The sequence below is a fragment of the Niabella yanshanensis genome, from assembly GCF_034424215.1.
GTDB classification, from domain to species: Bacteria; Bacteroidota; Bacteroidia; order Chitinophagales; family Chitinophagaceae; genus Niabella; species Niabella yanshanensis.
The window spans coordinates 430825-452131 of the sequence record NZ_CP139960.1 but is presented as its reverse complement, the minus strand read 5'-3'; the positions used below and the strand labels follow the sequence as shown (position 1 = coordinate 452131).

At 42.7% G+C, this 21307-nt stretch carries 16 protein-coding genes; 4 read left to right on the top strand and 12 right to left on the bottom strand.

Going from position 1 to position 21307, the window contains the following annotated elements; all coding sequences use genetic code 11:
• Positions 1 to 47: 47 nt before the first annotated feature.
• The 6 genes from U0035_RS01585 to U0035_RS01560 form a co-directional block, all read right to left on the bottom strand.
• Positions 48 to 2246 carry an alpha-L-rhamnosidase-related protein gene (locus U0035_RS01585; RefSeq protein ID WP_170138324.1) on the bottom strand — a complete coding sequence of 733 codons (2199 nt, stop codon included), beginning with the start codon at positions 2244 to 2246 and terminating at the stop codon, positions 48 to 50.
• Positions 2247 to 2266: 20 nt separating this feature from the next.
• A complete protein-coding gene (locus tag U0035_RS01580) occupies positions 2267 to 3838 on the bottom strand; it encodes a sodium:solute symporter family transporter (protein WP_114793341.1) in 1572 nt (523 codons plus the stop codon).
• Between the two features lie 82 nt (positions 3839 to 3920).
• Positions 3921 to 5024, bottom strand: a complete 1104-nt coding sequence (locus tag U0035_RS01575; RefSeq protein WP_245957857.1) for a Gfo/Idh/MocA family protein — start codon at positions 5022 to 5024, stop codon at positions 3921 to 3923.
• Positions 5025 to 5251: 227 nt separating this feature from the next.
• Entirely contained in the window at positions 5252 to 6049 is a 798-nt protein-coding gene (locus U0035_RS01570; RefSeq protein WP_162818026.1) for an IS3 family transposase, read from the bottom strand.
• 11 nt (positions 6050 to 6060) lie between these two features.
• Positions 6061 to 6453, bottom strand: a complete 393-nt coding sequence (locus tag U0035_RS01565; protein WP_114793349.1) for a transposase — start codon at positions 6451 to 6453, stop codon at positions 6061 to 6063.
• 105 nt (positions 6454 to 6558) lie between these two features.
• Positions 6559 to 9069 (bottom strand): L-rhamnose mutarotase, encoded by a 2511-nt coding sequence (locus U0035_RS01560; protein WP_245957821.1) that lies wholly within the window; start codon positions 9067 to 9069, stop codon positions 6559 to 6561.
• 282 nt (positions 9070 to 9351) lie between these two features.
• On the opposite strand from U0035_RS01560, the gene U0035_RS01555 reads away from it, so the two are divergent.
• The gene (locus U0035_RS01555) at positions 9352 to 10059 is read left to right on the top strand and encodes a DUF2071 domain-containing protein (protein ID WP_114792748.1); all 708 of its coding nucleotides are present in this window, start codon (positions 9352 to 9354) and stop codon (positions 10057 to 10059) included.
• Positions 10060 to 10213: 154 nt separating this feature from the next.
• The gene (locus tag U0035_RS01550; protein WP_211316538.1) at positions 10214 to 10813 is read left to right on the top strand and encodes a CPBP family intramembrane glutamic endopeptidase; all 600 of its coding nucleotides are present in this window, start codon (positions 10214 to 10216) and stop codon (positions 10811 to 10813) included.
• 75 nt (positions 10814 to 10888) lie between these two features.
• On the opposite strand, the gene U0035_RS01545 is transcribed toward U0035_RS01550, so the two are convergent.
• The 3 genes from U0035_RS01545 to pncB form a co-directional block, all read right to left on the bottom strand.
• Positions 10889 to 12895, bottom strand: a complete 2007-nt coding sequence (locus U0035_RS01545; RefSeq protein ID WP_114792747.1) for an FUSC family protein — start codon at positions 12893 to 12895, stop codon at positions 10889 to 10891.
• Positions 12896 to 12974: 79 nt separating this feature from the next.
• Positions 12975 to 14378 (bottom strand): MFS transporter, encoded by a 1404-nt coding sequence (locus tag U0035_RS01540; protein WP_211316537.1) that lies wholly within the window; start codon positions 14376 to 14378, stop codon positions 12975 to 12977.
• A 12-nt stretch (positions 14379 to 14390) separates the two neighbouring features.
• Positions 14391 to 15587, bottom strand: coding sequence for a nicotinate phosphoribosyltransferase (gene pncB, locus U0035_RS01535; RefSeq protein WP_114792746.1), 1197 nt, complete (start codon positions 15585 to 15587; stop codon positions 14391 to 14393).
• Between the two features lie 156 nt (positions 15588 to 15743).
• Between pncB and U0035_RS01530 the strand changes: the two genes are divergently transcribed.
• Together U0035_RS01530 and U0035_RS01525 are read left to right on the top strand one after the other, a co-directional pair.
• Positions 15744 to 17309 carry a choice-of-anchor I family protein gene (locus U0035_RS01530; protein WP_114792745.1) on the top strand — a complete coding sequence of 522 codons (1566 nt, stop codon included), beginning with the start codon at positions 15744 to 15746 and terminating at the stop codon, positions 17307 to 17309.
• A 138-nt stretch (positions 17310 to 17447) separates the two neighbouring features.
• Entirely contained in the window at positions 17448 to 18434 is a 987-nt protein-coding gene (locus U0035_RS01525) for a helix-turn-helix transcriptional regulator (protein ID WP_211316536.1), read from the top strand.
• A 210-nt stretch (positions 18435 to 18644) separates the two neighbouring features.
• Here the strand turns inward: U0035_RS01525 and U0035_RS01520 are convergent, their stop codons facing one another.
• The 3 genes from U0035_RS01520 to U0035_RS01510 form a co-directional block, all read right to left on the bottom strand.
• Positions 18645 to 19136, bottom strand: a complete 492-nt coding sequence (locus U0035_RS01520) for a DinB family protein (RefSeq protein WP_114792744.1) — start codon at positions 19134 to 19136, stop codon at positions 18645 to 18647.
• Between the two features lie 241 nt (positions 19137 to 19377).
• Positions 19378 to 19572 (bottom strand): hypothetical protein, encoded by a 195-nt coding sequence (locus tag U0035_RS01515; protein ID WP_114792743.1) that lies wholly within the window; start codon positions 19570 to 19572, stop codon positions 19378 to 19380.
• A gap of 151 nt (positions 19573 to 19723) precedes the next feature.
• Positions 19724 to 21289 (bottom strand): polysaccharide lyase, encoded by a 1566-nt coding sequence (locus U0035_RS01510; protein WP_114792742.1) that lies wholly within the window; start codon positions 21287 to 21289, stop codon positions 19724 to 19726.
• Positions 21290 to 21307: the final 18 nt, after the last annotated feature.

Below are 21307 nucleotides of genomic sequence, written 5' to 3'. Positions count from 1 at the left end.
ATATTTTTTTCAAATCCATTCACTATTGATTACTCACTCTTCATCCACTACAACGCCTGATACTTTATCTCATACTTCTTATCCTTCTCTAAAGTCAGCTCATAGACGTTATTACCTTTATTGACGAAGCTGCCTTCTTTTGAAGACGGCGCTTTTTTACTTTTCAGCACCAGCTTGCCCGTGCCAACCGGTGAACTAACTTTTATGTTATTAGTACTGCAATACAGCTCAATATTACCGGCCGGTGTCGGCACTTTTCCTTCCATCCATTTCAAGCCACCTAATGCCGGTTCAATCGTGTACGTGCTATAGCCGGCTCCGGTTGGCTTTACGCCTAGATAGTATTTACCCAACAGGTACAGCGGACTGGCGCCCCATGCGTGGCAAAGGCTTTTACCATATTTACGGCCGTACATCGCATAATGTTCGGCGCCTGATTTTTTAGGATTGTACTCTTCCCAGAAAGAAGTAGCTCCCAGCTTTAACATACCACCCCAGTAAGATTTCATTTCTTTCGTCACATAGTTCTGTTCACCTAAAGCACATAAAGCCTCCATTTCATAAAACCGCATGTAGGGTGTTGTGATAGGCGGCACACTATTATTTAACAGAACTGTATTCTTAATATTTTTCTTCTGCGCATCGCTTAGGTAATCGAAGAAGATAGCAAACATATTAGCGTAACGCGTTACATGATCTGTTGGCTTGCCATTTACATAACTGTGTACAATAGCCTGTTTTTGTTCGTTCCAGTATAAGTCAAACAATTTCTTCTTAACATCTTTAGCCAGGCCCGCATACATACCGGCATCTTCTTTTTCCTGAACCAGATCTGCCACCAGCGCCATCGTCTCCAGGCTGCGAGCAAATAGTAATTGCTCAAAACTAACGGCTCCCTGCTTGCTCAGTCCTTCAGCCCAGTCTATAAATACCCAGTCGCCGGGCAAGCCCTCCAGTAGACCATCTTTATTGCGGCGTCCCAATACATAAGCCATTAGCGATTTCATGCGATCGTAATTATCCTTCACAAATGCAGCATCCCCACTGTAGAGATAATAGTCGTACACACCCAGGAACCAGTACAGGGTATAATCCATAATGGTATTGATATGACTGGTTACAGGATCTTTCCCTCTTAAGGATAAAGTCGTTCTTTTTACGGTACCATTATCATTAGTAAGATAATAGTTCATCAGATAGCTTTGGTAAGCATCTCCGCTCCATACCCAACGGTCTCTTTTAATGCCATCTATAAAAAATTCTTTGGTGCTTAAATGGAAAGTGTATTTGGCTACATCATAGATTTTGTTGATCTCTTCATCATTACATTTAAAACCTCCTTTATCCTGCAGGTCAGCGTATTCGTATAACATCGAAGCTTTATCAAAACTAATCCCTGCATCTGCAATAATATTTACAAAACGGAACGCCTTGGATAAATCAACTGTATAATCTCCGCCGGTTTGATCAATATTTAATTTATCATAAGTTTCTGTATGTGCGGTATCAAGTGCCTCTTCACGGCTTTCGCCATAATAAATAGCCAGTTTACCTCTTCCCTTTAAATTATGGAGCTTAATATAGCCGAAGGTTTCTTTTCCAAAATCGATTAATGTACCACCTGATTCTTTAGTACTGGTTGCCGCTTCCGCAGGTTTTACCGGGAGTTTAAAATCAGAAGGCAATTGCTTAGGATCGTAAAAATTCCACATACCGGCATTCATCCACTTGGTAGTAGAAACATCAGAGGTTTTACCGGTTTCATCAATCCACTCCTTATCTTCAAAAGTCACCAGCCAGGTACTGTCACTTACTATTTTCTTACCTCTTACAAATATGGCCGGAACCTGTGCCTGGTTGAACACTTTAATATTGATCTTGTGTTTGCCGGCCGGAACGGTTATCTTTCTCGGATATCCTTCAAAAGCCTTTCCATCCAGCTTTACATTATATTGCCCCTGTACATAGATCTCCACTTCTTCAGGTTCAGTCAGCTCAAATACTTTATGAAAATCAATTAACGGATAATGGTTATCGATCTTCCAGAATACCGGGAAAAATACGCCTCTTTCGGTGCGACGGTTTTGCATCTGGTTAGACAACCATATTTCATAGTCGCCCGGATACCAGACCCACTCGGCTTTTTGGGCCAGTGCTGTTTGACACAAAGACAAGAAAGCAATAAACGAGATTGCCCATTTTAAATTTTGAATTTTGAATTTTAAATTCTGTAACCCTGTATTCATAAAAAGTAACCGTTATATTTTTAGAATAAAATGTAAATAATAATTATAACCACCCCTAATAAGCCAAATAACCACTTCACTTTGCTGCTGGTAGGTGGAATCGCTTCTGCTTCTATCGTTTTCGGCTCAGGTGCTTTACCCAATAATGATATGATAATAGCCAGCACGAACAAGATGGCAAAAATGTAGAAGGAAATCATAAAAGGATGCGGCCAGGTAAAATATGGATTCCCGTCTTTAGGTAATATCCATAAATAGATCAATCCTACTGTAAGGCTGAAAACCGATCCCCAACTTAATGTAAAATTTACCGCTAAACGGGTTAATCTTTTCCAGAAAACAGCTAATAAAAATACCACCGATAAAGAGGGCGCCAAAAATCCAAGTATAGACTGGAAAATATAGAAAAGGCTTTGCCCTTTTACATTATCAAGAGCGATGGCCATTAATACTGCAATAACACAACCTGCTACTACTATTATTCTTCCTACCTGTATTTGTTTTTTTACAGATGCTTCGGGATTCATCTTCTTTACATAAATATCATTAGTGAAAACCGTACTTAAGGCATTTAAAGAAGAACCTATAGTAGCTACCAATACTGCTATTAATACGCATATCACCAACCCGATAACACCGGTGGGCAGTAGCTGGGTAACCATCGTCATGTACGCTTCATCGGGTTGAGCCGCCGGAAACAAAACAAAACACAATATGCCCGGCAGTATAAATAAAGGTAAAGCCAATACTTTCAGCCAGCCAATGAGGTTAACACCCAACTGACCCTGTTGCAGGTTTTTTGCACCCAATACACTTTGCACCATCGCCTGATCGGTACAAAAGAAAGCAACAGCTGCCACCGGGTATCCTAATAATACAGCAGGCCAGGGGAAGTCGGGATCCGAAGCGGGTTTGATGAGCTCCCAATATCCTGCAGGAGTTTTAGCCATCAGTTCTGAAAATCCACCTACATGCTGCAATCCTACTACTGATATAATAATAGACACCGTGATCAACAATAACATCTGGAACACGTTCACCCTTGCAATAGCTTTCAAACCTCCGGCGAAGGTGAACAATCCGGAAAATGCAACCAGCACAATCGCCGACTGCCACATCGGGATTCCCAGGATCTGCCTTACCAAAACACCGCCACTAAACAATCCTAATGATAACCAGCTTACCAGTATTTTTACCAATGCATACCAGGCCAGGATGTTCTGCGTACTGTCGCCAAAAAGTTTACCCATATACTCCGGCATGGTGGCTACTTTGCTGGCAATATACCGGGGTGCAAATACCATGGTTAATAACAAAAGGAACAGGAAGGCATAGAGCTCTACGTTGGCCCCGGTAATACCGGTGGTGAAACCGATCATGGCAAAAGTGAGCAGGGATGACGGCCCTACATTGGTGCCCCACATGTTAAAACCGATATTATACCAGTTGAGGGATTTATTAGCCAGGAACAGCGTCTCGTTTTTTTTGCGGGCGCTAAAACTGGCCAGGTATCCAATTACCAGTAAGGCAATCAAGTATACTGCTACTATTGCCAGATCAATCCCTGTTATTTTATCGTATATTTTGTTCACTTTCTTTTAAATAATGAGTGATGTGTTCTTAATGATGCTGTCAGGCTCAGAGTGACATCGTAGTATGGTTGTTAACTATCATCTACAGATCCAGGTCGTAACGCTTCAGCAATTCTTTTACAGATACGGGCTTACCGGTTTTCAAACTTTCGTCCATGGCTTGCAATAAAGCCACCGTTCCAATACCCTCTTTCATATCAGGATAAGCTGTAAAGCCCTGTTCAATGGAATCCACAAAATATTCCAGGTAATTCTGGTACTCCCCCGCATGATGGCTTTGGCCTTCAAAACGGAAATAATATTTCAACGTACTATCGCCCCAGGTGATGGTTTTCTCCTCGCCTGTTTTGTCAGTAATGGCGTAACGCAGCTCATGATAATCAGCCTGGCTGGCGCCTTCCGTACCGCGTAACACAGTTGTCATACCGCTCTCACGATATGCGGGCTGGATTGGCGAAGTATATACGCCACTCACCCTCGCTATTCTTCCGTCAGTGGCTTTAAATATAAAGTGCATGGTATCTTCATTCCTTAAACCCGCTTTTTTGCCGTTTGCGCTGATCATTCCATATCCCATTACTTCTTCTACATCGGGCAGATACCATCTTATAAAATCAACGGGGTGACTTAACCCTCCGTATAGCCATTTAAATGCATCTTCCAATGCCCATTTCTTTTCCAAAAACCAGCGGTGATCGGCATGATAGCTACTTTCAATAGTGATCAGCTCTCCGATCTCTCCGGCTTCAAAATCCTTACGCTGACGTTTAGCCGGCTCGAAGAAACGGGAGCTTTGGCCTACCAATACTTTTTTACCGGTCTGTGCCTGCAGATCCAGCAGTGCCTTTGCATCTCCCAAATTATCAATAAAAGGCTTGGTGCATACCACATGCTTGCCATGCTGCAAAGCCTGCGTTACATGCTGCGCATGCAGGTGATCGGGGGTGTAAATGGCGATAATATTAATATCAGGATCGTTCAGCATATCCTCATACCTTGTGGTATAATGATCAAAGCCGAACTCTTTACTACGTTGTTTACAGGCAGCTTCACTGATATCGCAAAGCGTTTTTAACGCGAGCTTTTTGCTTTCCAAAGCACCACTGATGAGGCTACGTCCTTCACCAAGGCCCAGTATGCCTAACACCAGAATATTTTCTTTTTTGCTTGTATCGTTAAATCTCATTGTTATATTCTAAATTTTTTCAACCCGTTTGTCCTCCTTCATAGATGTCTCATTTTCCTACATTCGAAATGACGGAACCAATAAAATACTCTTCCCCCATTGTCATGTCCTGAAAAAAGTGGACATTTTTCTTGTTAATAATATTGTTTCAAATTTCATTATTTAATAAAAGTTAACCTTAGAATTACACCGCCCGCGCGGCGAGCGCATCTTCCTGGTTTGACATACTATGCTGCATTGTGTAACTGTATAGGTATTCTTAAATTTAAAGACCAATGGGGACGGCGGTAATTATAAGTATATATGGCCTCTTTCACTGCTTTAAATGCTTCCTGCTTATCGGCAAATACACTATCTAAAAGAAATTCCTGTTTCAATATCCCATTTACCCTTTCTGCCTGTGCATTCTCGTAACAATGATTTTCTTCAGTCATGCTAATTTCCATTCCGGCCTCCTGTAGTGCTGACACATAAGCATCACAACAATACTGGATGCCCCGATCGGAATGGTGGATCGTTCCCAGCGTCGAAGGATACTGCCTGATACTCATCTCAAGAGCTTTTAGTGCTCCAGCAATACCCAAACTCTCACTCAAATGCCAGCCGGTGATCTTTCGAGACCAGGCATCTGTTTGCAAAAACAGGTATACAAACCCGCTCGACGTCCTCAAATAAGTAATATCACTTACAATTACCTGGCCGGGTCCTGTAAGTAATTGATCTTTAACCTTATTGTTATACTTGCGAAAGCGATGATAAGAATCCGTTGTAGTAACATACCTCCTTCTTCTTTTTATCAGCAACTTCTGCTTGCGTAGTATATCAAAGAACTTATCGCGACCAACTCTACTGCCCGGTTTTGCCAAATCAGCTTTTAATAACGAATACAGTTTTTTACCTCCTATCATCGGCTGATAACGCCGAACCGAACCTACTAAATCTACCACTACAGCCTCTGTTAAATCCGATTGAATAATTGTTCTCAGCGATTTATAATAACCCGAACGGCTGTAACCAAAGTACAAACACAGCCGATTTACTTTTTGCCCTTTCTCCCCACACATGCGGATGACTGCTGTGCGAAATTTTTTTTTACATCTGTATCATAATGCTCATCCACTATGTCGATTAGTGTCTCCAAAGCTTGCTTCTCCAACATGCTGTCTGCCAAGGCCAGCTTCAGCTTTTTTACTTCAGCTTCCAATTCTTTTAAACGGTCTTTTTCTTCAAGCGTCTCCACTCTTAACACTTTACTTAATAAATGATGTTTACCAAATTGTCTGATCCAATTTTGAATAGTACTGCCCCCGCCGATATTATACCGCCTGCGAACAGACTCTACTGATAACCCTTTCTCCACTTCTCTGACAACTTTTTGCTTAAAGCTAATACTATACCGAACCTGTTCTCTAATGGATATCTTCGTCATCTGTCAGTTTTTTAATATAAAAACTGTCAACCTATACCAGGACAAGACACATTCTCTCCCTCCCTATTCACCATTAACTATTAACTACTCCCTATTAACTACTCACTACTTACCACTCGCCTTCTTCAAAAACACCCAAACCTCACCCCTCTTAGTCCCTTCAATCCCCTCCTGGTATTGCGCCATCAGCTTGTTCCACTCATCTACCCGCGGATTATTCTCTGTTGTCTTCGGATTCAGCTCATCCAGGGTTTTGCCTTTTGGAATACTGATCACCAACATTAACTGCCGGCCGTTACGGAACATTACCAATCGCTGGAAACTGGCATTGCAGAAGCCTTTGGCTATTTCAGGCCATTGCTCAAACTGAGTTGCGTGATAATTCAAATACTCCTTTTGTTTTTTAGTATCAGCCACCAGGTTCGCGGTCAGCAGGATATGCTCCCATTCCCCGGCGGTTTGCTTATTATCACACCGGCTCCTGTCAAACTGGTAATACATGTCGTAATAAGGTCTTACCACTACATCAGGGAAAGCCTTTTTTAATTTACCCTGGAATACAGACAGGTCCTGTACTTTGTCAAAGATCACATATCGGTTTTTCCATTGATAGATGCTGTTCGGATCTACCTTATTTTCTTTTAAGAAATTACGTAATTGAACCAGGTTCAACTTTCCCTTGTCCACTACCAGTTCTACCAGCTCTTCATGCTCTGAATTAACCGGCAGGCCAATGCTCTTATAAGTACTTTCTTTTAACAGGTGCTTATAGCTATCCTGCAAACCGGCTTTTAAACGGATCGCCTCGTTGACTTGCGGGCCATTATTGATCCATTGATTACCCTGACCGTTATTGTTCTGTAAATACTTTTGCGTTGCCGTCCAGTTATCTTTAATAGTGATATGCGAAGATCCTTCATCAGTATACAGGTAGAACCAATGAGAAGGCAGATGTGCATAAGGCGCTTTATAAATACTGTCAATATAGTTTTCGCTGATGAGCGAACCAGGCTGCGCGCTTAATGTATAAATACCAGCACAATCGTAATTCTGTTTGCCGAAATGATGGATCTTGTTAGCAAACACTTTATTATTACGCATCACATTAGGTTTAGGGCTCCAACCCCATCCCATGCTAATGCCTGAATAATTGACGTTCTCGATATCGTTATGCGCAATGGTTGAATTACGGGTATACCCTAAACCTATACCTACACTGCCCCAATCCTCGTTAGTGGCATCGGTAACCAGGTTGTTGGTTAGCGTGATTGAATCTACCACCACTCTTTCATCCTTTGGATTATAAGGCAAGTGAATCTCCATGCCCTCGTCTGCAAAAGAACCAGCCAGTATCGCGGTACCGCCAATATCTTTAAAAACACTTCCCATCACTTTACTGCTCTTTATGCCCATATGATAGTCTAAGCCTGTGGATGCGATATGTTCAAAACGACAGCCATCAAAAGATATATTACGTGCAAAAGAAGCCGTAACCGCAGCGCCTGGGCGGGTGATCCAGGCCTGGTTATCTAGGGAGGCTTTTTCAGGAGTGCCGGATGGTCTTAATTTGTACGCTTCTGTCATGGGCATGCCGGCCTGGTGCGGTACATGTCCCTGTAAAGAAGGGCGGTTCCACCCCACATACTCAAAGGCAATATTTTTAAAATGTATATGGCTTACGGGCTGGTCAATAGTTCCCTGAATACTAACGAGATTTTCCAGTAAAGGTGCTGTTACGCGCGCAGTGGTCAGGTCTTCACCATTCCGGGGCCAGTAGTATATTTTTTTACTGGTTCTATCTAAGTACCATTCGCCCGGTTCGTCCAAAAATTCAATTGCATTGGAAAGATAGAAGGCTGAATTACCCGTCTCCCTGGAAATCCAGGGCGCTGGCCAGGGATGTTCGGATTGGATCCGGCTTTCAGGCTGTTTGAAGAGTAATTTCGCGCTATCGCCGGCTATATCCATTTGTCTTACCCGTAGCGTGGCTATTTCCCACCACTGGTGAATAAACATTTCGATCCCGCTGATATCTTTTATAGCAACGGGTGGTTTAGGTATCTGGCAGGACTCATCTTTTTTATTCCAGCTGATGATACGCTCCATTGCCCCACCGTTGGGCCATTTGGCACGCGTAGCCTTTATATTATTTATCCAAAGCTGCCGGAAACCCGGAAGATCCTCAAAAGTTTCGGGTAAAGGGGCTTCCCATACATTGGATTGTGCGGTAGAAGGCAAATTCGCAGTTGGTCCGGTCGTTTTTTTCCATCCGCTAATAGTTGCGCCACCGCTCAAAGTCACCTTCGCACCTGGCGCAGCCTCAATATAAGTAGAACTTTGAAGGGTACCTGCGTCTTCAGCCCTGATCACAACCGGTTCAGACAGCACATAAATACCTTCCTGCAAAATAATGTGTACCGGTTTTTGGGTTACGGCTTCATTTAAACGCCTGAATTCCCTTACCTGGCGCAATGCTGATTGCAGGCTCGACTTAGGCTGTTCTTTGGTACCGGCATTGGCGTCACTGCCATTTGGTGAAACATATACCTGTGCTCCTGCCACAGCAGTTGCCGTTGTCAATATTAAAAGAAAAGCGAATTTATACAATCGTTTCACTGGCAGATGCATATCAATTATTAGAAACCGTAAATTTACCAAAGGGCTTTTTCAACGTCATGGTGGTTTTGGTTGATATGATGGATTTTTTTCCTATTAAAGATTGCCGCCTGGTTGATGATGGAGTATGGTAATTACAGGATGATTTGAGCAAATACGCTTTTAACGGAGTCGACATCTTTTTCAGCAGGGCTCAAACCCTTTGTTTGTTATATTTATATCCCCAATAATTAGAAAGCAGGACCGATGCAATAGTTATAGTATTAACAAAACCTTCCAACGATGAGGATACCAACGATACATGGATACATTGACAGAAGAATCCTGATCAACTTTGTTGCCGAACCTGATGTCGTAGAGAGAATTGTTCCTTCTCCATTCAGACCAAAGATTTACAGGGGCAAAGCTATTGTAGGAATTTGCCTAATCAGGCTGAAACATATCAAACCTAAAGGACTACCCGACCTGGTTGGGGTGAATTCGGAGAACGGGGCGCATAGAATTGCAGTGGAATGGGATGAGGACGGAGCAATTAAATCCGGCGTCTATATTCCACGGAGAGACACTTCGCTTAAACTCAATTCCATTGCCGGAGGGCGATTCTTCCCGGGAAAGCATTACCTGGCTAAATTTAATGTAGAAGAAAAAGATGAAAACTATCACGTAAGTTTCAAGAGTTCTGATGCCACTGAAATTTCAATTGATGCCAGGAAAACAACCCGGTTTAATCAGCAATCTATATTCGAAACCCTTGAAAATGCTTCCCTGTTTTTTGAGAAAGGTGATCTGGGCTATTCCCCCAACGGGAGTAACTTTGATGGATTACAGCTCAAAGCTTACAAATGGGAGGTCCAACCTTTGGAGGTTTCTAATGTAAAATCAAGCTTTTTTGAAAATAAAGATATTTTTCCTGATGGCTCGATAGCTTTTGACAATGCCTTATTGATGACTCAGGTGGAGCATGAATGGAAAAGTGCTATTAGTAAGTAACAGCTACAGGCGGTTGGGATATTTAAAAAACAAAAGAAAGATTAAACTAAATAATGACCGGAATTATAATTGCTTTATTTATTTCCTGGTGCCTGCTCTGGCTCGCAGAAAAAAACATTTTACCGCCCTCGGCATGGTGCCAACTGATAAGAGAATGAAGCAGCTTGGTTGGGCTGTATTATTGTCAATCGGTTGTTGTTTCGTCTATCATATACTGCGAACACTTTTTATTGATAATAGCTGGTACTACAACCGAAGTTATACCTTTAAGGGATTCCTGTTTAATAGCTGGTGGGTTTTGAAATCGGTATTGTTTGAAGAACTTATTTTCCGGGGCGCCCTGCTCTTCATCGCTATCAGAAAACTGGGTGTTCAAAAGGCCTGCCTGCTTTCGGCTGTTGCATTTGGTATATACCATTGGTTTTCCTACAACGCTTTCAGCAATCCGGATCAAATGGCTATCATCTTCCTGATGACTGGTATTTTCGGCTATGTGATCGCCCTGGCTTTTGCCAAAACAGGTTCACTCTATTTACCCATTGGGCTTCACCTGGGATGGAACCTGGCTAATATCATCCTTTTCTCCAACGGCCCCTTAGGCCATCAAATACTGGTACGGGTAAATGATCTTCAGCTGCAAGGCCTTCCCTCCCTGGCGGTCTTTTTATTCCAGACTTTGGCACTGCCAGCTTTATCAATGGTCTATCTACGGTTTTTCGTTAAAAAAACAAAGGATATAAGAGTCAGAAAGTAATCAGTATCAATATATATATAATAGGAACTATATTTAGGAGTAAAACATTAAGAAATTAAGGGAAGTAAGCCTTGATTATCCTTCATTTGTTAAGTATGTTTGGTTTTCAATAATATTCCTACTATTCTGCTGCATAGATTCCAGCTCCCTAAAAAGCGACTTCAAATAGTCAATGCGTGGCCGAATTTGTGACAATGCATTGGTACCTGAACGACTGCCTGTTAAAGAAAGAGCGATTCCTACTACAAGAGAATTAGCCCTGTAGCTTATAGACTGAAATTGTAATTCCCGTGACCAGTCATTTTTACTGCTACCGGGTTCCCTGCGTAACTGGTATAACGCTTCTGAGAAAGAAGCCAATGCAGCATGGGCCTTTTTACGGGCCAGGCGTATGTCCTGGTTATTGACGTATTGATCGTTCACGCAGCTGACAATTATATCCAGGTAATCCTGGTTGGTTTGTATTACGGCCTTTTTCAATTTGCTAAACTGGTGGCTTTGCTTTACGGGAAGCAGGAACCAGCCCAGGATTGCCAGCGCCGCGCCTAATAAAGTAAAAGCCGCTCTGCTTCCCAGTAGCTCCTGAAACGCACCCTGGTGTATATTTAATAAAACGATTGCAGTAATGGTAATAAACACCACACTAATGGTATAGTTGGGCTGATTAAACAAAAAGAAACCATACAACGCCAGCCACGCAATTGCCAGGAGAAACCAAGTACTATCGATAAAGTAAATAAGCGGGAGGCAGATCATAAGCCCAATAATAGTCCCTTTTATCCTTTGCAAGTTTCTACGCTGTGTAACAGCAAACGTAGGCCTGGCAACAATAGCAATGGTTAGCAATACCCAGTACGTATACCTGAAATCAGGAAGCAGGAAGCCGGCCACCCCTCCCGCACCAAATAGCAAGGCCCATCTCAGGGCAAAGCGAAAAACATCCGACTTCCTTGTGAAATGGCTGCTTAAGACTTTCCAGCTAACGGAACCAGCCGGTATAAAGTGGGTATAATCAACAGTCTCTGTCGATAAAATATTTTTATCACCCCTATTAGCGACGAACCCAATCTGATCAATCTTATCTAATATCTGGTGAATATTAGCCATGGTAGCCGATAAAACTTCGCCAGCAGCTGTGTGTGTGTTGTTTAATAAACCATTAAGCCGGTTGAGACATTTTTTCAATTCCTGTTGATTAGCTGCGGCTGCAACGGCCACTCTCCCTTCCGAAATCATCTGAACCCGATCCGCAAGTAGTAATATGATCTTTTGAACAGGTTCCAGGGCTTCGTTTTCAGTTAGCGAAGTTCTTATGGTATCATAGTCATGATCAATAGCCGTTAAAACTTCATATAAATCAATCATACAGTAGAGCTGTTGCAACCATTGCTGTCCTTGCTTATTTTCATTACGCAGGAGATCCGATTCTCTCAGTAACAAGAGCCTTACCTGATCTTGCTGCTCGCTTACTAAAATATGAATTGCGCTTAATTCTTCATAAGCCTTTTCTACCGATGTATGGGCATCATAAAACAAAGCCTTGGTCTTTAGCAAAGCGGCAACACCATCCATACTTCTTTGTAAAGCATGTTTCAAAGACCGGTAGGGAGCATAATAGGCTAAAAGCAGGCTGATCAAAAAATGCCATCCTGCACCAGATGTAATCCCCAAACCATAAAAGAGTGCATGAACCGGCCACAAGCCAATCGTAAAACAGGCAACAATTAAACTGAGTATACCTACCAAGGATACCCGCGGGCCAAGCGCAAACAACAGGCCTCCCGCAAAAGCAACTACCATTAACCAGGGTACCAAAGTCCAGGAATGATGTAAACCGGCAGCCGTTGTAACCGAAACTATAAAAAAGGACGGGATGCACCATTTCGCGGAGAGCCATTTATCAGCACGGCTGCCCGGCATGTCGGTTAGCGAAGCCAGCAACGCACCAATACTTACCACAATGGCTACGTCAAGCTTCCAAAAACAGGCTACTACTACACCAGGTATGATCGTTGCCAGCGTATTCCGCAAAGCGTCGCCACCATGTTCACCTGCAAGGAGTTTTTTTAATTGACTTCCCATTACCCGGCAAAAATAATTATTAGGTCAATGCCATACACCTAAGATGTCTTAACCCAACGACTGGCTTTACCAACTGTTGTTATTCTTCTGTACGCATATTTAATCCATCTTTTGGATGCAATCTTCTGAATACCAAACCCGACAAAATGGTTAAAGCCCCTACTGCTACAAAAGTGTACCGGAAAGCATTATGGATCTCATTTTTAATCAGACTGGTATCTCCCTGGAATATCTTCAATACTATTAAACCAAACGCTACGCCAAAGCCTATCGCCAGCTGCTGATTAACGGATATAAGAGAATTACCACTGCTGGTATGATAAGCCCGTAGGTCTGCAATGGAAATAGTGTTCATAGAAGTAAATTGTACCGAGTTGAAAAATCCTAAAACGGCGATGATGGGTATATACCAATAGATAGAATTATGTACATCCGGGATGGCCAGGCTGCAGATTAATATACCGATCACAAAAGTGTTGGTCATTAATGTAGTACGGTAGCCAAACCGGTTCAGTATACGGATCACGGTTGACTTGCCAAACATTGCTGTCAGGGCCATGGGCGCTATGATCCAGCCGGATGTTACGGCCGATCGCCCGTAGGCGATCTGTATCATCATGGGTAGCAGCAACGGAATAGAACTTATACCCAGACGTGTAGCCAGGTTACCCAGTATCCCTACTCTAAAGGTTCTTACCTTAAATAAGTTTAAAGGGAAAATGGGATTATTATCTTTTTTGGCATGCCTGTAGTAAAAATAAACCATCAAAAAACCCATTACTGTAATCAGCAGCACGGGTGTATTGGTTACCGTATTGCCAAATAATTCCAGTGCGATAGATAATAATAATGAGGCTGCCCCGAATATCAGAAATCCTTTCAGGTCAAAATCGATGATAGGCGATTTATAAACCGGCATGAACTTCAGGCTGAGTAGAATACCAATAAGACCAATGGGTATATTAATTAAAAAGATCCAATGCCAGGACAAATAATCTACCATATATCCCCCCACCAATGGGCCTAGCACCGGGCCAATTAACGCAGGAATAATGGCATAGTTCATTGCTTTCAGCAGTTCCTTTTTCTGAAAGGTTTTGATCAACGCCAGCTTACCTACCGGTGTCATCAGGCTGCCTCCGATTCCCTGTACCACCCTTGAGATCACCAACTGGGTAAGATTTTGTGAGAGCGAACAAAACAAAGATCCTATGCTGAACATGGCCAAAGAAAAAATGAAAACCTTTTTAGTACCGAATTTATCTGCCAGAAAACCACTTACAGGCATCAACAATGCCAGGGTTAACACATAGCCTATAATGGCATTCTGCATATCCAGCGGAGACTCATTTAAGTCTTTAGCTATCGATGGCAGCGATGTATTCAATATCGTAGAATCCAGCATCTGCATAAAAATAGCCGTTGCCAGAATGGCCGGTAATACCTTCTTAATATTGTTTGTAGCAGTAACTGTTGTTTCCAATATCCTGTTTATTTATATCTCATCAACGGAAATGCCCAGCAACTCCCGGGCCAATCGAACCATCCGAGGATCGCCGGTTTGTTTACCTGGCTCGTCAGATAACTTCACCGTGGGTGTCCAATGCATATCCGGTGCCGCAATTTCCACCAGCTTCATAACGATATTCATGGGTTGTAGTCCTACATCATTGGTGAGATTGGTGCCGATACCAAATGAAATGCCGATCCTGTCTTTGCAGGCGCGGGCAATAGTAGCTACTTTTTCCGGGTTTAAGCCATCGGAGAATATAATACTTTTATAAAGCGGGTTGATGCCTAAACGCTGGTAATGCCCTATTGTATTTTCGGCAAACAGTACAGGATCACCACTATCATGCCTTACGCCATCAAATAATTTGGCAAATTGTTTATTAAACTGTGTAAAAAAGACCCCGGTGGTATAGGTATCGGTTAATGCGATACCCAGGTCGCCTTTAAATACCTTCACCCAGCTTTTTAAGGCAAAGGCATTGGCAATTTTGTAGCCGTAACGGGCTCCGTGAAACATAAACCATTCATGAGCATGAGTGCCAATGATCTTTGTATCATACACCATCGCCAGGTGTACATTGCTCGTCCCTACGAAGGCTCCATCGGAATAGCCCATCATCGCATTTATTACATTCTTTTGCACTTCGTAAGAATGACGCCGGCGTGTACCAAATTCGGCAACGGTAACCCTCAATTCTTTAAAGACATCCATTTTGCTTTCTGTACGTTGCACCAGTGCCTGGTCACTGATACGCTCCATCTTTTGCATTTTGTAGAAAAGCTCGCTGATCAAAGCCAGCAGCGGAACTTCCCATAAAATGGTACGATACCAATAGCCCTGTACCTTTACTTCCAGCTCTGCCCCTCTTTGTACAATAGTCACCTCGGCCGGATCATAGCGGTAGCCTTGCAGGAAATCGAGATAGGCCGGGTTCAGATAAGGGCAACGCAAAGCAAGAAACTGTTTTTCTTCTCTTGTCAGCGACAACCCTGCCATCGCATTTACATGATATTGCAGTTCTTCTCCAAATCCTTCGGGGAACAAATGGACACCCCTGTTAATGAAGTTATAGCCAGCTTTTACATCAGGAAACAACCTGATCACAGCGCATTGCATGGTAATCTTATAAAAATCATTATCCAGGATCGACTCCAGCATAAAAGGAAATTGTTGCTCCATAACAGCAATGTACAAATTTTAGGTAATAGTAGCATCCTTATGCAATTGTTGAATAAGACCCGGATAGTCAACAGATGCTAACAATTGCTTAAAACTAAGTTCACAATTTCTTTACATTGCACCAATACTTTCGCGCTTCATCCTAAAAACCAGATCATGAAGCATAGTAGCAAGCTGCTTATTGCCGCAATTATAGCTGTGGCATCCTGTAAAAAGAATGACAACAATTCTCTAACTCCTGAGCCCGAATTCTTTGTAAATGAAGATCCGGCAACATTTGCTGAAATTGGTAAATTAAAGGTCGGCGGCGCAGCAGCAGCCGAGATTTCAGCCTATGATAGTATTACGCAGCGCCTATTTGTTGTAAACAACGAAGGAACCGACGGAGCAGTGAACCGGATCGACGTAGTGGATCTTAAAAATCCAGCTAATCCTGCGTTTATCCGGTCCATCAGCATGGCACCCTATGGCGGCGCTGTAAATAGCCTAAGTGTTCATAACAGTATATTAGCAGCGGCTATACAATCTACCAACAAAACAGATAACGGGAAAGTTGCTCTGCTTAAAACAACCGATTATAGCGAGATCAAATCTGTGACAGTGGGCGCCCTTCCGGACATGGTTACCATTTCTCCTGACGGGAAATTCATTATGACCGCTAATGAAGGCGAGCCTAATGCTGATTACTCAATAGATCCTAAAGGAAGCATCTCAATTATAGAAGCAGAAAATAATTACGCTGTAACCACCTTATATTTTGATGGATTTGCCAGCCAGGCAACAGCTTTGAAGGCAAAAGGCTTCCGGATCTTTGGTCCTCAAATCAATCCCGATTTTGCTTCGAATATCGAACCGGAATATATTACGATATCTGCCGATTCAAAAACCGCCTGGGTTACTTTACAGGAAAATAACGCGATAGCTAAAGTAAACATCACCGGCAAAGCGATTACAGACATTTTTCCGCTTGGTTTTAAAGATTATTCTTTGGCAGGAAATGAAATAGATCCCAGCGATAAAGACAATGGCTATAAAGCGACTACCTGGAATGTAAAAGGTATTTATATGCCAGATGCTATTGCGGTTTTAGAACAGAACAATATCCCTTACCTGTTTACGGCTAATGAAGGAGATGCACGGGAATATATAGATGCAACTGAAAAAGAAATATTTGTTGAGGCGAAAAGAATTGGTAGTAAAAACGTAATTCTTGATCCTACCGTATTCCCGAATGCAGCAGATTTGAAGAAAGAAACGGCCCTGGGACGCTTAAACATTACCACTACATTGGGAGATAAAGACGGCGATGGCGATTTTGATGAATTATACTCTTTTGGCGCACGTTCTTTCAGCGTATGGAATGGCCTGACCGGTGCACAGGTTTTTGACAGTAAAAATGAACTGGACGTTAAGGTAAATGAATTCGGCACTTATGATGATGGCAGAAGCGATGATAAATCAGTAGAACCCGAAGGCATTACGATCGGGAAAGTAGGTAAAACAAATGTGGCATTTGTAGGTATGGAAAGAGTGGATGCTGTGGCTATGTATGATATTACCAACCCTCAAAACCCCAGGTTTTTACAATTAGTAAAAACCGGCGATGCTCCTGAAGGCGTATTGTTTGTTCCTGCAAGAATGAGCCCCACCAAAAAGTCCTTACTGATTGTTAGCAGCGAAGGCGATGGCATGGTAACTATATATACGCCAAAAACCATTTAACAGCCTTACATCTACCCAACTATAACAACCGCGGGGCCCTTGGGTGCTGCGGTTGTTCTTTTTACGGCAATGTCCCTGTGTCTATAAAGATTTGCAATCCTCAACTTAGCTTTCTAAATTGCAGCACAATTAAAAAAGATGGCCGCAATAGATGATGAAATACACGATGATAGTCCGAAGAAATTTGACCGTGTAGTGGCTATATTAACCCAGCTGCAGTCCAAACGCATTGTAAAAGCACAGGAACTGGCTGATCGTTTTGGAGTGAGCCTCCGCACTATTTACAGGGATATTAAAACATTGGAGAACTCTGGTGTTCCCATCAGTTCGGAAGCTGGTGTTGGTTACTCTATTGTGGAAGGGTATAAACTCCCCCCTGTCATGTTTACCCGGGAAGAAGCTGTAAGTTTTGTAGCAGCAGAAAAACTGATGGAGCATTTTACCGATCGCTCTTTGGGCAACGCTTTCCAGTCGGCTATGTTCAAGGTGAAATCGGTTTTACGCTGGACCGATAAAGACCGTATAAATGAGCTTAATGCCAATATTCATGTATCTCCCAAAAAAAACCTGTTTAATAAAGAGGTACCGAATGCATTAGAAATACTGATGAATGGTATTGTTAATAAGAAACAGGTGTATATCAGGTACCAATCCTTTGATGCAAGTCAGCCATCAGAAAGAAATATTGAACCTATCGGTTTATATCACGACAAAGAGTACTGGTACCTGGTGGCCTATTGCCATTTAAGGAGAGAACATCGAAATTTCAGGTCAGATCGCATTATTAAAATAACCGGCCTGGATGCGGACTTTACCTTACAACACAAAGAACTTTCCGCTTATCTCCAAAAGCCACAATTCGATACTTACGAAGTGGTCAGAATTATGATGGACAATAATTACGTTAAATATGTTCAGCATAGCCGCCAGCAATATGGTTTTATTTCTGAAAAAAAACTGGGCAGCAAAACGGAGATGACCTTTCACTTTCCTCATGAACCTGAGTATTTCCTTCGTTGGTTTATTGTATTGGCCGATAAATCGGATATTATTGAGCCCGAAAGTCTGAAACAGCGGCTAAAAGAGCTTACACAGAATATTGACAAACGGATCAAAAGTATGTAGGTTGCTGAAAGAAGGAGATCAGGTACCAGATATTGCATGTTAGATGCCGGATATCGGATACTTGAAGTGAGATATTTGCACTGCCCTTAACCAGACAAAAGTACCGTCATGTAAATGCATTAAAGCGGAGACACCCGTTGCAATGAAGGCTGTCTCCGCTTAATATGATCTCTCCTACCCTTATCCTGAGGGTTTGTCACCATTATTACCTTAGTACCTATCCCAGAAGAAAGGAGGTTCGATACCCAGGGCGCGCAGGTAAACATAAGCCTGCGCACGGTGGTGAATTTCGTTGTCAATGAAATACTGGATATTTTCTATTGCAGGAAACTTATACTCACCAAAGAGGTTAATATCCTCATGAAATTTTTCGGCGCTGATCTGCGGAAAATAAACATTGATCTGCTCGCTCGCTTCATCCCATGCCTGTAACAAATCAGCTTTTTCTTTGATCTGCGGCATGGCATCTTCAAACGGAGTGATAACACCCGTTACAATTTGTTTTAACCCTACGGCAGATACGGTAATGATCTCTTTGATCAGGTCTGCGAAAGGACGCATGCCACCTACAGAAAAAGTAAACATATCTTTCTCCGGAAATGCTTCGATAACCTTACGGGTAAGATTGCGGTGCCCCTGCCAGGCGGTCAATAACTCTTCAGCGCTGATAATGGGGCGTTCGATTGTAGTTGTAGTGCTCATATCTTTTGTTTTTTGATGATTGATAACACAAAACTCCACCCTGCCTGTGACAACAGTGTGTCAACAGTAAAAAACAATTTATCCCCGGCAGGAAATAATAACAAAGCTGGTCTTGCGTATAAAAAACAAGATATAAATAGCGCCAGCAATGAGCTGCCTGTTCCCCGAATTTTTGCAGGAGATATCATACCGATCATTTATACAAAAATATCGGAGCCGAAGGTTACCTGACCGCTATCGATCAGTCTTCGTTACTACGCAGATCCACAATATCATGGCTGCTCAACCAGTTACGGAAATCCTCTACATGCATCGGTCTGTGATGAATAATGTCACCACACTTTAATAAAATACTGAAAATTCCGGAAGCTTCAATATACCTGTTTAATTCATGGGCTTCGTGCTGAAAGTCAGGATAGACTGCATTGATGTTCATTTTCTTTAAGTTATGCGGGGCAAATATAGCAAAAAAATAAATCTCACAATCAGTTCGCTGAAAGCGATGAATGTGAGATTTAGAGACCAATAACAGTCTTAATATTATCTAAAGTATCTATTTCAGTATTTGAAGGTCAACTGAAATTAACTTAACTAACAGTATCGATATTGTTGTCTAAATTTCGGTAGTCGATTTTTTCCCGCGGATTGGTTCCGTTTAAAAATTCCTCCACGTTCGTATATCCATCGCCATCCGTGTCCAAAGCCGCATCTTTAACATTTTTGGGGTTTAGCTGGTATTTGAGCTCCCATGCATCAGACATTCCATCGCCATCAGTGTCAGCTGCTAGTTCCGACGGTTTAAATGTAAGCGTTGGGTAACCACCTACTTCTGCTATATCTTTAATAATGCCTGTTTCGGTCAAAGGTTTACCTGTACGTACCATTTCTGTTACACGCCTGTCGACTGCATCCCGCCTGGGTAATGTAGCTCCCACTTTCGATAACACCGCTTCATACACAACATCTGCAGTTTGGTGGGGTGCCACCGGCCAGGCTTCAAATGGTGTATTTACCCTCGCCAGGGCTTTAAGCTCGTCGCCGTCGATATTGCCGCCTTTACCAGGCTCCCTGGTGCGCTGGATTGCAAACCAGTTGTTGCCGGTTGCAGCTTCATTTCCATCCATGATATTGCCGGCCACATACCATTTTCCAGGCCTTGGTTCCTCTTTTGGATACCAGGTGCCCTTTGTTAAACTGCCAGCCGGTGACAGGCCATTACGCAGTTCCAGGCGCGCAAATGCCCCACGTACATCATCCAGGGTTGCAGGACCGGGCTTGAAATAATTATTCATTATATTAATGGTAGAGGTTTCATCTCCCCCGTCGATAGAGCGATGACGCCAGTTGAAGATAACATTATACCGGAAGTCAAAGGGGCCAGACATACCAATGGATGGATTTCTGGCTGTATTGCTCGCAAACAAATTATGATGAAAGGTAGCAGGGTTGCCGCCCCAGGTACCCCCAAATGCATGGTTCTTGGCATTAAGCGCCTCGCTCGAAATGGTCCACTGAATAGTAAGGTTCCTGATGCTGGTTTTAATTTTTGTTTTGCCGTCTTTTGATGGCGCCATATACCGGTAAAGAGAAATATTTTCATCCATACCCCAACTGGTTGAACAATGATCTATAATAATGTGATGTTCGGGGTACCCTCCAATATTATCATCCCCCTGGCCGCCTTCTGAAACGCCACGACGTACACGGATATGCCTTATGATCACGTTATGCGTATTGATATTAAGGGTTCCTGCTATACAAATGCCATCACCGGGAGCTGACTGACCTGCAATCGTCACGTAAGGGTCGTTGACAAAAAGGTCATCTTTCAACTTTATGGTGCCCGCCACACGAAAAACGATAATCCGCGGACCTTTAGATTCCAATGCAGCCCGAAGACTTCCCGGGCCGGCATCATTAACATTAGTTACAGTAATAACTTTACCGCCACGGCCTCCTTTGGTATACATACCACCTCCCCATGCACCGGGAAAAGCCGGAATAGCATCCTCCGGAAGTACAGGCGGATGTGGAGGAATTTGCCCTGACACCGCTTTATCAGGATTCGCCGGCAGACCATTCTGTCCCTTAACACCTGGCGTCATAGAAATTAACAGTCCTGCTGCCAGCGGCCAGAAGATAGATTTTTTCATTAAAATTTATAATTGTGT